The organism is Telluria antibiotica, from assembly GCF_011682055.1.
Lineage (GTDB): Bacteria > Pseudomonadota > Gammaproteobacteria > Burkholderiales > Burkholderiaceae_D > Telluria > Telluria antibiotica.
On the sequence record NZ_JAAQOM010000007.1, the window covers coordinates 1 to 15,065 of the forward strand.

A 15,065-nucleotide genomic window follows, 5' to 3' on the forward strand; every position below is an offset into this window, starting at 1 on the left:
TGGATCAAGGCTCTCAAGAAATTCGGTCTGATCGACCAACCTGCCTGAGTCGCGAGCTGCACAATTTTTGATGGCCTACCCCGGCCAGGCATCCGCACGTCTTTTGGATACGTTCTTTCACGTTACGTACTGGAAACTGAAATCGCGTTCGGACTTCCGCGTGGGCACGGGGTGCCCACCCTACGTACTGGAAACTAAAATCGCCTTCCGAATTCCGCGTGGGCACGGGGTGCCCACCCTACGCACTTCGCGCCGGTCGTAGGGTGGGCTCCCCGAGCCCACGCGCGACGTTCGCCATTCGTTGGCGCCAGGTCAGTCCAGCGCCGCCAGCATCGCGAACGGATAGATCCCTCGCCGATGCCCATCGCTGAACGTGAGGTTCAGCCCATACGCACCGACCGGCTCGATGTCCGCCAGGCGCATCGTCGCGTCGACGGCGACTTCGCCCACGTTCCGGCGCAACGCGCGACATGCCGAGCACGGACACACCGCGCGCAGCCGCGCATGCGTAACGCGCGCCTCGCGCCCGTCCGGCCAGCGCAGCGCCAGCACGCCCTGCGCCGCGTGGTTCTCGATGGCTTCCGGGAGCGCCGTCATGCTGCCGTCCCGATCTGCTGGATGGCGAGGCGCACGGACTTGCGCACCTCGGGGTCGGCATCGCTTTCCGCCGCACGCAGCGCGGGCAGGGCGGCGGCAGATCCGATCTCGCCCAGCGCCAGCGCCGCTTCCTTTCTGAGGTTGCTGATCGCGTGCGTGAGCGCCGCCGTCAGGCCGGGCAGCGCATCCCGGCTGCGCAGGCGGCCCAGGCTGCGCGCGGCGCGCAGGCGCACCTGCCAGTAGGCGTCGTCCAGCGCAGCGATCAACGCGGGTGCCGCGTCGGCGAGGCGCAGCTTGCCGAGCGTGGTCGCGGCTTCTTCGCGCACCTGCCAGGCCGTGTCGGACAACGCGGCCAGCAGCGCGGCCAGAACGGCCGGCACCCCGTCCGCGAAACCCAACGCGCCGGCCGCGGCACGCCTTACCTCGGGCTCGGGGTCGTGGACGGCCAGCCGCTTCAGCGCGTCGACGGCATCGAGGCGTTTCAGGTAGCCCAGCACGGCGACGGCTTCGCGCCGCACCAGCGGCTCGGCATCGCCGAGCGCGGCCAGCGCGGGCGCAAAGCTGCCCGGCACGCGCAGCTCGCGCACGCCGCGCAGCGCGGCCGCGCGCGCGAAGGAGTCGCCGGACGCGACGAATGGCAGCAGTTCCTGCGCCGATTCGGGCAGCTTGAGTTCGGAGAGGCTGCGCGCGGCGGCGGCGCGCACGCCGGCGTCGTCGTCCGCCAGCAGGCGCGCGAGGCCGCGCACGATGTCCGGCGATTCGAACGCTTCCAGCGCCTGGGCGACTGCCGCGCGTACGGTCGCGGCATCGTCGTCCAGCGCGGCCAACAGCAGCGGCACGTGGTCATCGCCGTCCAGGTCGGCCAGGGCGAGCACGGCGATGCGGCGCACGGTCGCGTCATCGTCGTGGAGACGCTCGGCCAGCTCGGCGAGGTCGGGGTCGTCGTAAAGATCGGTCGTCACGGTGTGTCCTTGCATGGCAGGTTTCAGGGAGGGCCCAGTGGACTCAGGCGCGCCAGCGGCGTGATGCTGGCCTGCGGGTGCAGCAGGTCCAGGCAGTGCCGCTTCAGGCGCGTGAAGTGGCTCGAGGTCATGAGGTCCGGATGGCGTGGACGCGCGAAGTCGAGGCGGATCTCGTCGATGACGCGGCCCGGGCGGGGGCTCATCACGAGGATGCGGTCGGCGAGGAACAGCGCCTCGTCGATGTCGTGCGTGATGAAGACGATCGTCGTGTTCACGCGCGTCCACACGTCCAGCAGGAGTTCCTGCATTTTCAGGCGCGTCTGCGCGTCGAGGGCGCCGAACGGTTCGTCCATCAGCATCACGCGCGGATGGTTGATGAGGACGCGCGCGATCTCCACGCGCTGCTGCATCCCGCCGGACAGCTGGACCGGGTAGCGGTCCTCGAAGCCGGCGAGGCCCACGAGGCCCAGCAGCGCGCGCGCCCGCTCGCGCCGTTCGCGCCGGGGGACGCCCTGCATCTTGAGGCCGAACGCGACGTTGTCCAGCACTTTCTTCCACGGGAACAGCGTGTGCTGCTGGAAGACGAGGCCGCGGTCCGGATGGGGGCCGGCGACGGGGACGCCGTCGACGTGGATGCTGCCGCGGCTCGGCGTCCAGTGGCCGGCGAGGGCGCCCAGCAGCGTGGACTTGCCGCAGCCCGATGGCCCCAGCACGCAGACGAATTCGCCGGGCGCGATGGACAGCGAGACGTCCTGCACGGCGTCGAACGCCTGGGCGCCTTCGCCGAGGCGGATGCGCAGGTTGTCGATGTCGATGGCGCCGCCCTGCGTGAGGCGCGCGTGCTCGAACGAGGTGGTCTGGTTCATCGCTTGTTCCTTTGCATGTGGTACCAGGGCATGGCGAGGTCGCCGATCTTTTTCACGAGCGCGCTGCTGCCCATGCCGATGACGCCGATGAACAGCATGCCGACGACGATGTCCGGATAGTTCTGGATCGTGTACGCGGCCCACGTGTAGTAGCCGATGCCGAACTGGCCCGAGATCATTTCCGCCGTCACGAGGCAGAACCACGCGGTGCCCATGCCGATCGACAGGCCAGTGACGATGCTGGGCGCGGCGGCCGGCAGGATCACTTCCGAAAAGATGGTCCAGCGGCCTGCGCCGAGGCTGCGCGACGACGCGACGAGGCGCGGGTCGGCGCCTTCCACGCCGTGGATCGTGTTCAGCAGGATGGGGAACAGCGCGCCGATGAACGTGATGAACACCATCGACAGCTCGGACGAGGGGAACATCAGTATCGCCAGCGGGATCCACGCGACGGCCGGGATCGGGCGCAGCATTTCCAGCGGCGGCAGCAGCATGTCTTCGAGCCGGCGCGAGCGGCCGATGACGAGGCCGAGGCCGATGCCGACGATGCCCGCGGCCACGAAGCCGGCGAACACGCGCCCCACGCTGGCCTTCAGGTGCAGCGCCAGCTTCGGAGACTCCAGCAGCGTGGCGGCCGCGTCGAGGACGTCCTGCGGCGACGGCACGTTCTGGAACGTGACGAGGCCCAGGTCGAGGTGGTGCGAAGCGGCCCACTGCCACGACGCCACGCAGGCGACGAGCGACAGCGCGCGCAGCAGCAGGCGGCCCGCGCGGCGCAGCAGGGCCGGGTCAAGGGGGCGGGTGGCGGTGGCGTCCATGGTCAGATCGGCTTGCCCGCTTTGAGCGTGTCGAAATCGACCACCTTACCGTTGACCTTGGCCGCCTGCGTCTGCGCATCCGCCTTCAGCAAATAGGCGCTGACGTCCTTGCCGTTGCTCGCGACGACGAACCACGCGTCGCCGGCCAGCAGCTTCAGGCCCGAGCCCTGGTCGTGGGCATACACCGTACGTACCTTCTTGCCCGCTTGTTCCAGCTTGCGCAGTTCGGCGATGGCCGTCGCCGCCGTCGCATAGTGGCGCACGAGCGGTTCGCCCTGCACCCAGATCTGCGTGAGGTGGCGGAAGTCGGCGATCGGTTTGCCGGTGACCGCATCCTTCGCTTTCAAGGGCAGCTTGTCGTAGTTCTTCAACTGCCGGTCGTAGTCCAGGCCCGCCTGCTTGAACGCGATGCGGATGTAGGTATCGTCGATGAAGCTGTCGACGTCGATGTCGGATTCCGTCCGCTTCAGCAGGCGCAGGGTCTCGATCGACGTTTTCACGGCCTGGCGGTATTCCGGCTTCCACGTGAAGTCGCGCGTCTGCAGGCCGAGCGGGCCGTGGAACAGGTAGTTCACTTCCGCCTCGATGCCGGTGACCTTCGCGATCAGCTCACTGTATTTTTCCGGCTCGGCCGCGATCAGGCGGTCCGCCTCGATGGCCGCGCGCAGGTAGGCGACGACGATCTCCGGGTACTTCTTCGCATAGTCCGCTTCGACGAGGCTGCCGTGCAGCGTGGGCGCCTGGGCTTGCGAACCGTCGTAGATCTTGCGGGCGAAGCCGCGGTGCGGGAACAGTTCCGCGAACGGGACGAAGTCGGCGTGCGCATCGACCTTGCTGCCCTGCAGGGCGGAGCCGGCCACTTCCGGCGCTTGCGTCGTGATGGTCACGTCCTTCTCGGGATCCCAGCCCTGCGCTTTCACCGCGCGCAGCAGCATGCCGTGGGCGGTGGAGGCGAACGGCACGGAGATCGTCTTGCCCTTCAATTCCGCCAGCGATTGCACGGGCGAGTTCTTCGGCACGACGATGCCGTTGCCGGAACCGAGCACGCTGCCCGACAGGACGTTGATGAAGAGGCTCTTCCTGCCCGCCTTGGCGTGCGCGGCGCCGTTGAAGGAACCGGGGAAGTCGGCCATCGCGCCGAGGTCCAGCTTGCCGGCCACCATCTCGTTCGTCAGCGGCGCGCCCGAGGTGAAATTCTTCCACTCGATGTCGTACTTGACGTCCTTGTACTTGCCGTCGTGCGGCAGGTATTTTTCGAGCAGGTGCAATTCGCGGATCAAGAGACCGCCGGTGGCGCAGTTGATGGTCGTGTCCTGGGTGCCGATGGCGACGCGGATCGTTTCGGCGGCGTGGGTGCCGCCTACCGCGAGCAGCAGGGAAAGGCCAAGCAGTGTGTGTTTCATTCTTCTTTTTCTCCAGAGTTAGCGCAGCAAATACGGGATGTCGACATGGACGGCACCGGTCGGGCAGTCCTTTTCGCACGGCATGCAGTACCAGCATTCGTCGAATTTCATGTAGGCCTTGCCCTTGACCATGTCGATGGCCAGTACGTCCAGCGGGCAGACGTCCACGCACACGGTGCAGCCCTTGTGTGCGATGCATTTGTCGTCGTCGACGGTGACGGGGACGCTGGTGATGTTGATGGTGGTCGGCATGGGTTCTCCTGGTCAGGCCGCGAGGGCCTCGGTCTTGTGCACGCGCAGGCGGCGGTAGGCGTCCTTCTCGCTGTCGTCGAGCGGGACGATGTACGGGGCGATCGGGCGTTTGAAGCAGGTCATCTGCCCATCCTGCTTTTGCAGCTGCACGTGCACGAACCAGTCCGCATCGTTGCGCAGTGGGTAATCGACGCGGTTGTGGTACAGGCCCCAGCGGCTCTCCGTGCGGTAGAGCGAGGCGCGCGCGGCCATCTCGGCGCAGTCGCGGATCGCGTGGATCTCCATTGCGCGCATCAACTCGTGCGGGTTGCGTGCCTGCAGGCGATCGAGGTCGGCGCGGATCGTCTCGAAGCGCTGCAGCCCGATCTCCATCTTCTTCGTGACCTTCGGCGGCTGCAGGTAATCGTTGACCATGCGGCGCAGCTTGTACTCGACCTGGTTCGGCGGCAGGCCGTCCTTGCGCGCCAGCGGCGCCCACACGCGCTCGCGCTCGAGGGCGACCTGGGCCTCGTCGACAGCGGGCAGCGCGCGCGCCGCGCAATACGCGGCCGCGCTCTCTCCGGCCAGGCGGCCGTAGACGAAAGCGCCCAGCATGTAGTTGTGCGGGACGCAGGCGAGGTCGCCGGCCGCGTGCAGGCCGGCCACCGTCGTGCGCGCATGCTCGTCGACCCACACGCCGGACGCCGAGTGGCCGCTGCACAGGCCGATCTCCGAGATGTGCATCTCGACCATCTGCGCGCGGTAATCCGTGCCGCGGCCCTCGTGGAAGCGGCCGCGGCTCGGGCGCTCGTTCGTGTGCAGGATCGTCTCGATGGTCTGGATCGTTTCCTCGGCCAGGTGGTTCATCTTGAGGAACACGGGGCCGTTGCCGCCCTGGAGTTCGTCATGGAACTCCTGCATCATCTGGCCGCTCCAGTAATCGCATTCGATGAAGCGCTCGCCCTTCGCATTCGTCGTGTGGCCGCCGAACGGGCCCGTGACGTAGGCGCATGCAGGGCCGTTGTAATCCTTGATCAACGGGTTGATCTGGAAGCACTCGATGCCGGACAGCTCGGCGCCCGCGTGATAGGCCATGCTGTAGCCATCGCCCGCATTGGTCGGGTTCTCGTACGTGCCGAACAGGTAACCGGAGGCCGGCAGGCCGAGGCGGCCCGCCGCACCCGTCGCCAGCACGACGGCCTTCGCGCGGATCACGTGGAAGTCGCCCGTGCGGCAGTCGAAGGCCAGCGCGCCCGCAATGGCGCCGTCTTCCGCCGTGAGCAGACGCGTGGCGACGAGGCGGTTCGTGATCTCGACGCGGGTGCGCTTCAGCCGGCGGTACAGCACCTTCTTGATGTCGTGGCCCTCGGGCATCGGCAGCACGTACGTGCCCATGTGGTGGACCTTGCGCATCGCGTAGTCGCCCGTCTCGTCCTTCTCGAACTTGACGCCCCAGCTGTCCAGCTCCTCGATCATCGCGTAGCTGTTTTGCGCATACGCCATCACGGTGGCCTGGTTGACGATGCCGTCGTTGGCGATGGTGATCTCCTTGACGTACTGCTCGGGCGTCGCGAAGCCCGGCACGACGGCGTTGTTGAGGCCATCCATGCCCATCGAGATGGCGCCGCTGCGCTTCACGTTGGCCTTCTCCAGCAGCAGCACGCGCAGCTGCGGATTCGCTTCCTTGGCTTTGACGGCCGCCATCGGGCCGGCCGTGCCGCCGCCGATCACGAGCACGTCGACGGTTTGAATATGCGTTTCCATATCGGGTTCCTGGTTCGATGAAAGTTCAGGGATGGCGCGGCAGGCGCAGCGCGTATTGAAACGCTTCGCCGCGGACGTACAGGTATTCGAAGTCGAGGGGCACGCCGTCCGCCGTCCACGTCAGGCGCTCGATGCGCAGCAGCGCGGCGCCCCGTTCGACGCGCAGCGCGTCGGCCAGTGCGGCATCGGCGTTGACCGCATCGATCCGGATGTCGGCGTGGCCCAGCGCGATGCCGTAGTCGGCTTCCAGGATCAGGAAGATGTCGCGTTCGGCCAGGTTCTCGCCGCGCAGGCGCTCGCCGATCGTCGTCGGCACGTACGTGATCTCGAACGACACGGGTGCGTGGTCGAGCCGGCGCACCCGGTGGATTTCCGTCACGGACGCACGCGGCGCCAGGTGCAGGCGCGCGGCCACGTCAGGCGGCGCGTCCACTTGTGCGTGCTTCACGACGCGGTTGACGATCCGGTGGCCCTTGCGTGCCATCGCTTCGCCGAAGCCCTCCAGCCGCGCCAGTTCCTGGCTGGGACGCTGCGCCGCGACGAACGTGCCCTTGCCGGGCACCTTGACGATCACGCCTTCCTTCTGCAGGTCGCCCAGCGCCTGGCGCACGGTGATGCGGCTGACTTTCAGCAGCGCGCCGATCTCGTGCTCGGACGGCAGGCGCGCCTGCGGGGCGTAGGTGCCGTCGGCGATGCGTTCGCGCAGGCGCTCGCGCACTTGCGAATACAGCGGGACGGCGGTTGGTTCGATGGCGCGCAACAGGGTCATGGTGTGGTTTCTCCCGTCATGACAAGTCATGATTGCGACGATGGTATCGACGCGCCGGAGCACCTGGAACGAATGGTTTCGTGCTTGGACATGCGGAAAACGCCTGAGTCGGCGGCTGCATATCGATATGCGCGGGATGCGCTAGACTGTGCGGTTTTCAGGGACTCCTACACACGATGGATCCGCTCATCGTTCTGCTGCACGGCCTGGGCCAGGTGCCGGCCGACATGGCGCCGCTGGCAGATAGGGTCGCCGCGCGCGCCCCGCGTGCGCGCGTGGCGGTGCCGGCCGCGACCGACGCCTGCGACCGCGGCGGCGCGGGTTTCCAGTGGTTTTCCGTGGACGGCATCACGGACGACAACCGGGCGGACCGGCTGCGCGCGGCGCTGCCCGCGTTCGTCTCGGCGATCGAGGCACTGCAGCGCGCGCACGGCGCGGCGCCCGAGACGACGGTGCTGGCCGGTTTTTCTCAGGGCGCCGCGATGGCGCTGGCCGCGTGCGAGGAGACCTTCCTCGCGCGCCACGTCGTCGCCATCGCCGGCCGCTGCGCGCCGCCTCGTGCGTGGGCGCACCCCACGGCCGTCACGTTCGTCCACGGCCGCATGGACTGGACCGTGCGCGTGCAGCACAGCGAACGGGCGTTCGAGCGCCTCGCCGCGCTGGGGGCCGACGTGCGTCTGGACGTCGTGCCGCGCGCCGTCCACCTGCTGGCATCGCCGTTGCTGGAACGCGCATGCGACGCCGTGTGCGTACCGCTACCATGACATTATGGCAATGTTAATGACTTGTACTCATCATTTTCGTTTCCAAGCCGCTCAAGTTCGCGTAAATTAGGGTTCTTGCTGAAGGGGAACCACACATGCACGAGCGCGGCGCCAGTGTGCGCGAACTCATCGCCGAGAACGAGGCCTTGCGCCGCCAGTTAGCCAGCCTGATGGACCAGGCCGAGGGTAACCACGCCATCATGATGCGGCACCAGGCGTTCGACCTGGAAATCGTCGGCGCGAGCACATTCCAGGAACTGATCGGCACGATCTTCCGGCTGCTGCCGGTGGTGTCCGACCTGGACGCCGTCACCCTGTCGCTCGTCGACACGGGCGCCGACATCTACACCGTCATGCACAAGCTGGGCGTGGATTTCGAGGCGTTCCCGAACCTGCTGTTCCACGAGAGCTTTGAAGTGCTCGGGTTCGACGTGTCCGGCACCCGGGCGCCGAAGCCGCGCCTCGTGCCGTTCGACGCGGCCACGCAGCGCCATGCGTTTCCCCATCCGCCCGCGGGCCTCGCCAGCGTGGCGATGGTGCCGCTGCTGCGGAATAAGCGGCTGATCGGGAGCCTGAACCTGGGCAGCCGCGATCCGGGCCGCTTCACGCCGCTGCTCGGCACGGACTTCGTCGAGCACATGGCGTCGATCATCGCGATCTGCCTGGAAAACGTGATCAGCAACGAGATGCTGAAGTACATCGGCCTCACCGATGCGCTTACGGGCGTCTACAACCGCCGCTACATGGACCGCCGCCTCGTCGAGGAAATCTCGCGGGCGCGGCGCCAGTCGTACCGGCTGTCGTGCATGTACATCGACATCGACTGGTTCAAGCAGGTGAACGACACGTATGGCCACCTGGCCGGCGACGACGTGCTGCGCGAGGTCGCGGCGCGCATCAAGACGGAGCTGCGCATGACGGATGCGCTGGGCCGTTTCGGCGGCGAGGAATTTGTCGTGCTGCTGATCGACGCCGACCTGGAGAGCGCCAGCATGGTCGCGCAGCGCATCCGCGCCAGCGTGGCCGAGCGGCCGTTCCTGCTGCAGGAGGGGCAGACCCTGGCCGTATCGGTGTCGATCGGCGTGGCGACCCTCGACGATTTCGAGCGCGACCATGCGATCGAGGGCGTGGCGCAGCAGCTCGTCGCGCAGGCCGACCAGGCGTTATACCAAGCGAAAGAGGGCGGACGTAACAGAGTGGTTGCGATGACGTAGGGTGGGCACCCGTGCCCACCCTACCGCAATAACCGGCCTTCGGCGCGGGTCACCGCGTTTCCGGTCCCGCGCAAAACGACCACATCCCCCGCCCGCAGGACCGTCTCCGCCGTCGGCTCGATCCGATCGGTCCCGCGCCGCACGGCCGTGACTTCGGCCCCCACCTCGTCCAGTTCCAGATCCGCGATGCTGCGCCCCACGGCGCCCGCGTCGTCGCGCAGCGACACCGAGTGCAGCCGCACGTAGCTGTGTTCCGTGCCGTCGGCAACGTCGCTGGCGCCGTGGAAGAAACCGCGCAGCGACGCGTAGCGCTCGTCGCGCGCGGCCTGCACGCGGTGCACGACGCGGCGCAGCGGCACGCCCATCACGACGAGCGCGTGCGACGCGAGCATCAGGCTCGATTCCAGCGCCTCCGGCACGACCTCGGTGGCGCCGGCCTTCTTCAGCACGTCGAGCTCGCGGTCATCATGCGCGCGCACGATCACGGGCAGCTTCGGCGCCAGCTCGTGCACGAGGTGCAGCACCTTGACGGCCAGGCGTGTATCGGCGAACGTGATCACGAGCGCGCTGGCGCGGTTGATACCGGCCGCGATCAGCGCTTCGCGCCGCGTGCAGTCGCCATACGACACGTTGATGCCCGCGGTGCGCGCTTCCTGCACGCGCTCGGGGTCGAGGTCGAGCGCGTACCACGGCAGCTTTTCTTCCGACAGCAGGGTGGCGAGCGACTGGCCGCTGCGGCCGAAGCCGGCGATGATCACGTGCTTCTGCGTGGTCATCGTGCGGCTCGCGATCTGCGTCAGCTGCAGCGACTGCAGCATCCATTCGTTCGCCGCGATCTTCATCACGAACTTGTCCATGTTGGCGATGACGAACGGTGCGGCCAGCATCGACAGCACCATCGACGCGAGCACCAGCTGGATCAGGAACGGATCGATCAGCTTCGAGCCCGACGCGAGGTTCAGCAGCACGAAGCCGAATTCGCCCGCCTGCGCGAGCGAGAGGCCCGTGCGCATGGCGACGCCGTCGGACGATCCGAACGCTTTCGCCAGCAGGGCGATCAGCACGAATTTCAACAGCACGGGTAGAAGAAGCAGCATCAGCACGAGCGCCCAGTTCGCGAACACGAGCTTCACGTTCAGGAGCATGCCGATCGTGATGAAGAAGAGGCCCAGCAGCACGTCGCGGAACGGCTTGATGTCCTCTTCCACCTGGTGCTTATAGGGCGTCTCGGAGATCAGCATGCCGGCCACGAACGCGCCCAGCGCCATCGACAGGCCCGCGTGTTCCGTGATCCACGCGGCGCCCAGGGTCACGAGCAGCAGGTTCAGCATGAAGAGTTCCTGCGAGCGGCGCTTGACGACGACGTTGAACCACTTGCGCATCACCTTCTGGCCGAAGAACAGCAGCAGCGCCAGCACGGCCGCCGCCTTCACGCCGGCCCACGCGAGCGTCATCGCGAGTTCCTCGGCGGGCTTGGCCAGCGACGGGATCAGGATCAGCAACGGGACGACGGCGAGGTCCTGGAACAGCAGGATGCCGATGATGCGGCGGCCATGCTCGCTTTCCAGTTCCAGCCGCTCCGTCAGCAGCTTCGAGACGATGGCCGTCGACGACATCGCGAGCGCCCCGCCCAGGCCCAGCGCCGCCTGCCAGCCGATGTGCAGGGGCGGCGGCAGGTAGCGCGTCAGCAGCGACGCCAGCACGGTGATGGCGATCGTGAGCACGACCTGCGCGAGCCCGAGGCCGAACACGATGCGGCGCATGGCGCGCAGCTGGGCCAGCGAGAATTCCAGCCCGATCGAGAACATGAGGAAGACGACGCCGAATTCGGCCAGGCCCTGCGTCGTGGTACCGTTGTCTGCGAGGTTCAGCGCGTTCGGACCGATCAGCACACCCACCGCCAGGTAGCCCAGCATGGGCGGCAAGTGCAGCATGCGGAACGCGACGACGCCGAGGACGGCGCTGCCCAGCAGGAGGAGGGTGAGTTCGAGGCCTGAGGTCATGCGGAGCGACGGCGAGGTCCCGGAAATATGTTGTTTGTTACGTCTGGCAAGTTTTTTGCTTTCTCAATTCGGATATACTTTGCCTATGAGTGTAACCGATGAAAAAATAATGCTGACAAGTTTTAACGACGCCCAGGCGCGCCGGGCGCTGGATCTGGCCCGCGAGGCGCTGGACGTGGAAGGCGAGGCGATCCGCAAGCTGTCCGCGCGCCTCGGCCGCGACGACAGCGTGCCGCGCGCCGTCGCGCTGATGATGGCGTGCAAGGGCCGCGTCGTCGTGTCGGGCATGGGCAAGTCGGGCCACATCGGCCGCAAGATCGCGGCGACCCTGGCCTCGACCGGCACCCCCGCGCTGTTCCTGCACCCGGGCGAAGCGGCGCACGGCGACCTCGGCATGGTGACCGCGCAGGACGTGTTGATCGCCATCTCGTATTCCGGCGAAAGCAGCGAACTGGCCATCGTGATCCCGGCCGTCAAGCGCATGGGCGTGCCCGTGATCGCCATGACGGGCAAGCCGGAATCGAGCCTCGCCCTCGCGGCCGACGTGCACCTGGACGTCTCCGTCGAGAAGGAAGCCTGCCCGCTGAACCTGGCGCCGACCGCCAGCACCACCGCGACCCTCGCACTGGGCGATGCGCTGGCCGTCGCGCTGCTCGAGCTGCGCGGCTTCAAGTCGGACGATTTCGCGCGCTCGCACCCGGGCGGCGCGCTCGGTCGGCGCCTGCTCACGCACGTGCGCGACGTGATGCGCAGCGGCGATGCCGTGCCGCAAGTGAAACCGGACGCGCTCCTCACCGACGCGCTGCTGGAAATCTCGCACAAGGGCATGGGCATGACGGCCATCGTCGACGATGCCGGCCGTCCCGTCGGCGTGTTCACAGACGGCGACCTGCGCCGCCTGATCGAGAAAGTCCAGGATTTCAGCAAGCTCGCGATCCGCGACGTGATGCACGCGAACCCGCGCCGCGTCCATCCGGAACAACTGGCGGTGGATGCCGTCGCCGTGATGGAAGAATTCCGCATCAACCAGATGCTCGTCGTGGACGCCAACGACGTGCTGGTGGGCGCGCTGCACATCCACGACCTCACGCGCGCCAAGGTGATCTGATGGTGACTCCGCTCGCACACATGGAGCGCGCCGCGCGCGTGAAGGTCATGATCTTCGACGTCGACGGCGTGCTTACGGACGGCAGCCTGACCTACGGCCCGGACGGCGAAGTCACGAAGACGTTCTACGTGCTGGACGGCCTCGGCATCCAGTTGCTGAACAAGACGGGCGTGCAGACCGCGATCATCAGCGCGCGCACGTCGCCCATCGTCATCAAGCGCGCCGCCGACCTCGGGATCACGCACGTGTTCCAGGGCCAGCACGACAAGCGCCTCGCGTTCGCCGACCTGCTGGCGAAGACGGGCGTGACGGCGGAAGAATGCGGCTACATCGGCGACGACGTCATCGACCTGCCGCTGTTCACCCGCGTGGGCTTTGCCGTGACGGTGCCGAGCGGCCATCCGGAAGTGCAGTACCGCGCCCATTACGTGACGAAGAACCCGGGCGGCCGTGGCGCCGTGCGCGAAGTCTGCGACATGGTGATGCGCGCCCGCGGCACCTACGAACAGGCGCTCGCGCCTTACTTCGGATAACAGAGATATGGCTCCCGCAAGCTACAAGCGTACCGCGCACCGCTGGCGCCTGCTGCTCCTGATGCTGTTCGCCGTGTTCTGCGCGTTCGGCAGCTTCTGGCTCGTGCAGGTGATGCAGGGCGAGGACAGCACGCCGGGCGCCGGTGCGGGCAACGAGCCGGACTACATCATCGACAACTTCAGCTGGGTGCGCATGTCGGAAGGGGGCAAGCCGCGCTACGTCATTTCGGGCGACCGCCTGACGCACCGCCCGGCCGACAACACGGCCCTCGTCGAGAAGCCGGTCGTGCAGAACCTCACCACCGACCATCCGCCGATGACGATGACGGCGGAGCACGCGCTCGTCAGCCAGAACCGGAACCAGATCGACCTGACGGGCAACGTCGACATCCAGCGCCCCGCCGGCAAGGATTCGCAGCCGCTGCGTATCCGCACGGAGGCGCTGACCGTGCTGCCGGACGAGGACATCGTCAAGACGGACAAGCCCATCGACATGAAGCTGGGTGCGTCGTCCGTCAACGGTGTCGGCATGCTCGCCAATAACGCCACGCAGCAAGTGCACCTGGGCGGACGCGGCCAGATCATCTATCCGCCGCGCGCCTCGCGCTGATGCGCCCTCAATAACAAGGACGAGATCCATGAAAAAATACCTTGCCGTCGCCATCCTGTCGCTCGCCTCGCTGTCCGCGTGGGCCGAGCGCGCGGATTCGCTGAAGCAGGCCATCATCAAGTTCGACACGCTGGACGTGGACGAGGTCAACCAGACGCGCATCCTGACCGGCAACGTCGTGCTCACGCGCGGCACCCTGACGCTGAAGTCGGACAAGGCCGTGCTGAAGGAATCGCCGGAAGGCTATATGAGCGTCGTGCTGACGGCGAACGCGGGCAAGACCGCGAGCTTCCGCCAGAAGCGCGACGGCGGCCCGGACCTGTGGGTCGAAGGCCAGGCCGAACGCATCGAATACGACGAGCGCACGGAAATCGTGAAGCTGTTCTCGAACGCCATCGTCAGGCAGCTCGAGAACGGCCGCCTGTCGAGCGAAGTCGATGGCGCCTTCATCTCCTACGACAACCGCACCGAGGTCGCGAACGTGCGCAACGACGCGAGCGGCCAGACCAAGCCGGGCCAGGGCCGCAACACCCTGATCATCGCGCCGCGCCGCACGACGGCGCCTGCGGGCGGTGCCGCACCGGCAGCACCTGCCGCTCCAGCCGCCGCCGCACCGGCGGGCAAGCAATGAGGGAGGCCGGCACGATGGACGCAAGCACCCAAGCCGCCCCCGCCGAATGCGGCGGCAGCACGCTGGTCGTCAAGGGACTGCAGAAGAGCTACGGCAAGCGCCTCGTGGTGCGCGACGTCTCGCTGCAGGTCGCCTGCGGCGAAGTCGTCGGCCTGCTGGGCCCGAACGGCGCCGGCAAGACGACGTCGTTCTACATGATCGTCGGCCTCGTGCCGTCGGACGCGGGCAACATCGACATCAACGGCAACGACGTCACGAGCCTGCCGATCCACCGGCGCGCGCTGCTCGGACTGTCGTACCTGCCGCAGGAAGCGTCCGTGTTCCGCAAGCTGACGGTGGAAGAGAACATCCGCGCCGTGCTGGAGCTGCAGCGCGAGAACGGCAAGCCGCTGACGAAGGCGCGCATCGCCGAGCGCCTCGATGAGCTGCTGGCCGAGCTGCAGATCGAGAAGCTGCGCGAGAACCCCGCGCTGTCGCTGTCGGGCGGCGAGCGCCGTCGCGTGGAGATCGCTCGCGCGCTCGCGACGAACCCGCGCTTCGTGCTGCTGGACGAGCCGTTCGCCGGCGTCGACCCGATCGCCGTGATCGAGATCCAGCGCATCGTGCGCTTCCTGAAGGAGCGCGGCATCGGCGTGCTGATCACGGACCATAACGTGCGCGAGACGCTGGGCATCTGCGACCGCGCCTACATCATCAACCAGGGCGCGGTGCTCGCGTCGGGCCGGCCCGACGACATCATCGCCAATGAATCGGTCCGCCGCGTCTACCTGGGCGAACACTTCCGAATGTAGT

At 67.4% G+C, this 15,065-nt stretch carries 16 protein-coding genes; 7 read left to right on the forward strand and 9 right to left on the reverse strand.

Features of this window, described 5'->3' with window-relative positions; all coding sequences use genetic code 11:
• Positions 1 to 312: 312 nt before the first annotated feature.
• The 8 genes from HAV22_RS12555 to HAV22_RS12590 are packed head-to-tail and all read right to left on the reverse strand — an operon-like array spanning position 313 to position 7,410.
• Entirely contained in the window at positions 313 to 597 is a 285-nt protein-coding gene (locus tag HAV22_RS12555; protein ID WP_166859430.1) for a DUF971 domain-containing protein, read from the reverse strand.
• Positions 594 to 1,574, reverse strand: coding sequence for a HEAT repeat domain-containing protein (locus tag HAV22_RS12560; protein WP_166859431.1), 981 nt, complete (start codon positions 1,572 to 1,574; stop codon positions 594 to 596). Before HAV22_RS12560 ends, HAV22_RS12555 begins: the two co-directional genes overlap by 4 nt.
• An 8-nt stretch (positions 1,575 to 1,582) precedes the next feature.
• Positions 1,583 to 2,425 (reverse strand): ABC transporter ATP-binding protein, encoded by an 843-nt coding sequence (locus tag HAV22_RS12565; protein WP_166859432.1) that lies wholly within the window; start codon positions 2,423 to 2,425, stop codon positions 1,583 to 1,585.
• On the reverse strand, positions 2,422 to 3,243 hold the full coding sequence (locus tag HAV22_RS12570; protein ID WP_166859433.1) for an ABC transporter permease: 822 nt from the start codon (positions 3,241 to 3,243) through the stop codon (positions 2,422 to 2,424). Before HAV22_RS12570 ends, HAV22_RS12565 begins: the two co-directional genes overlap by 4 nt.
• A gap of 2 nt (positions 3,244 to 3,245) precedes the next feature.
• A complete protein-coding gene (locus tag HAV22_RS12575) occupies positions 3,246 to 4,646 on the reverse strand; it encodes an ABC transporter substrate-binding protein (RefSeq protein ID WP_166859434.1) in 1,401 nt (466 codons plus the stop codon).
• An 18-nt stretch (positions 4,647 to 4,664) separates the two neighbouring features.
• On the reverse strand, positions 4,665 to 4,898 hold the full coding sequence (locus HAV22_RS12580) for a 4Fe-4S dicluster domain-containing protein (RefSeq protein ID WP_075794293.1): 234 nt from the start codon (positions 4,896 to 4,898) through the stop codon (positions 4,665 to 4,667).
• 12 nt (positions 4,899 to 4,910) lie between these two features.
• Positions 4,911 to 6,641 carry a fumarate reductase/succinate dehydrogenase flavoprotein subunit gene (locus HAV22_RS12585; RefSeq protein WP_166859435.1) on the reverse strand — a complete coding sequence of 577 codons (1,731 nt, stop codon included), beginning with the start codon at positions 6,639 to 6,641 and terminating at the stop codon, positions 4,911 to 4,913.
• A gap of 25 nt (positions 6,642 to 6,666) precedes the next feature.
• Entirely contained in the window at positions 6,667 to 7,410 is a 744-nt protein-coding gene (locus tag HAV22_RS12590) for a GntR family transcriptional regulator (protein ID WP_166859436.1), read from the reverse strand.
• A gap of 176 nt (positions 7,411 to 7,586) precedes the next feature.
• Here HAV22_RS12590 and HAV22_RS12595 point away from each other — a divergent pair, with 176 nt between their 5' ends.
• On the forward strand, positions 7,587 to 8,174 hold the full coding sequence (locus HAV22_RS12595; RefSeq protein ID WP_166859437.1) for an alpha/beta hydrolase family protein: 588 nt from the start codon (positions 7,587 to 7,589) through the stop codon (positions 8,172 to 8,174).
• A gap of 95 nt (positions 8,175 to 8,269) precedes the next feature.
• Positions 8,270 to 9,388 (forward strand): GGDEF domain-containing protein, encoded by a 1,119-nt coding sequence (locus HAV22_RS12600; RefSeq protein ID WP_166859438.1) that lies wholly within the window; start codon positions 8,270 to 8,272, stop codon positions 9,386 to 9,388.
• 20 nt (positions 9,389 to 9,408) lie between these two features.
• On the opposite strand, the gene HAV22_RS12605 is transcribed toward HAV22_RS12600, so the two are convergent.
• Positions 9,409 to 11,391 carry a monovalent cation:proton antiporter family protein gene (locus tag HAV22_RS12605; protein ID WP_166859439.1) on the reverse strand — a complete coding sequence of 661 codons (1,983 nt, stop codon included), beginning with the start codon at positions 11,389 to 11,391 and terminating at the stop codon, positions 9,409 to 9,411.
• 85 nt (positions 11,392 to 11,476) lie between these two features.
• Between HAV22_RS12605 and HAV22_RS12610 the strand changes: the two genes are divergently transcribed.
• Genes HAV22_RS12610 through lptB form a run of 5 tightly spaced genes read left to right on the forward strand, consistent with a single transcriptional unit; the run spans position 11,477 to position 15,064 of the window.
• The gene (locus HAV22_RS12610) at positions 11,477 to 12,499 is read left to right on the forward strand and encodes a KpsF/GutQ family sugar-phosphate isomerase (RefSeq protein WP_166859440.1); all 1,023 of its coding nucleotides are present in this window, start codon (positions 11,477 to 11,479) and stop codon (positions 12,497 to 12,499) included.
• The gene (locus tag HAV22_RS12615) at positions 12,499 to 13,032 is read left to right on the forward strand and encodes a KdsC family phosphatase (RefSeq protein ID WP_229421210.1); all 534 of its coding nucleotides are present in this window, start codon (positions 12,499 to 12,501) and stop codon (positions 13,030 to 13,032) included. Before HAV22_RS12610 ends, HAV22_RS12615 begins: the two co-directional genes overlap by 1 nt.
• A gap of 7 nt (positions 13,033 to 13,039) precedes the next feature.
• The gene (lptC, locus tag HAV22_RS12620; RefSeq protein ID WP_166859441.1) at positions 13,040 to 13,642 is read left to right on the forward strand and encodes an LPS export ABC transporter periplasmic protein LptC; all 603 of its coding nucleotides are present in this window, start codon (positions 13,040 to 13,042) and stop codon (positions 13,640 to 13,642) included.
• A 28-nt stretch (positions 13,643 to 13,670) separates the two neighbouring features.
• Positions 13,671 to 14,273 (forward strand): lipopolysaccharide transport periplasmic protein LptA, encoded by a 603-nt coding sequence (gene lptA, locus HAV22_RS12625; RefSeq protein ID WP_166859442.1) that lies wholly within the window; start codon positions 13,671 to 13,673, stop codon positions 14,271 to 14,273.
• 14 nt (positions 14,274 to 14,287) lie between these two features.
• Positions 14,288 to 15,064, forward strand: a complete 777-nt coding sequence (lptB, locus tag HAV22_RS12630) for an LPS export ABC transporter ATP-binding protein (protein WP_166859443.1) — start codon at positions 14,288 to 14,290, stop codon at positions 15,062 to 15,064.
• Position 15,065 lies beyond the last annotated feature (1 nt).